At 62.3% G+C, this 605-nt stretch carries 1 pseudogene; it reads right to left on the bottom strand.

The features are described from left to right. Positions 1–605 (bottom strand): annotated as a pseudogene (locus ACOQFP_RS12400) (IS3 family transposase); the annotation flags it as partial.

Raw genomic sequence — 605 nt, 5'->3', positions numbered from 1 at the left:
ACGGTGCTCGGTGATGTCGGTCAGCCAGATCTGGTTGCGTTCCTGTGCGGTGAATTGGCGGTCGACGAGGTCGTCGTGGACGGGCGGGCCGGCTTTCTTGTTCAGGCCGCGCTTCTTGGAGAACACGGACCACAGCCGTTCTTGTGAGCACAGTCGTGCGACTCTGTTCTCGCTGGCGGTGATGCCGCGGTCCGGCAGTTCGTCGGCGATGAAGCGGTAGCCGAATGCCGGGTCGTCGGCGTGGATTTCACGAGCGATGTTGATCAGATGCGCGTCGTCCCAATCACGTTGTGTGACTGGTTGTTTCTTCCATTTGTAGAACGCTTGGGTGGAGAATCCGAGCACCCGGCAGGTCACTGTGACGGGGACTCCGTCGGCAGCAAGGTCGAGGACCAGCGGGTAGATCATTTTGGGTTGACATCCCGGGACAGGTAGGCGACCGCACGGCGCATGACCTCGGCTTCTTGCTCGAGGAGCTTGATCCGTTTGCGGGCCTCCCGTAGCTCGGCGGACTCGTCCAAGCCGGCCGGCGTCGTGCCTCGTTCGATGCCGTCGTCGCGGTCGGCGATCTTCAGCCACCGATGCAGACAGCCCTCGGATATTCC

The organism is Rhodococcus sp. MALMAid1271 (assembly GCF_049195265.1).
Taxonomy (GTDB): Bacteria; Actinomycetota; Actinomycetes; order Mycobacteriales; family Mycobacteriaceae; genus Rhodococcoides.
This window is presented reverse-complemented; position numbering and strand designations above follow the sequence as displayed.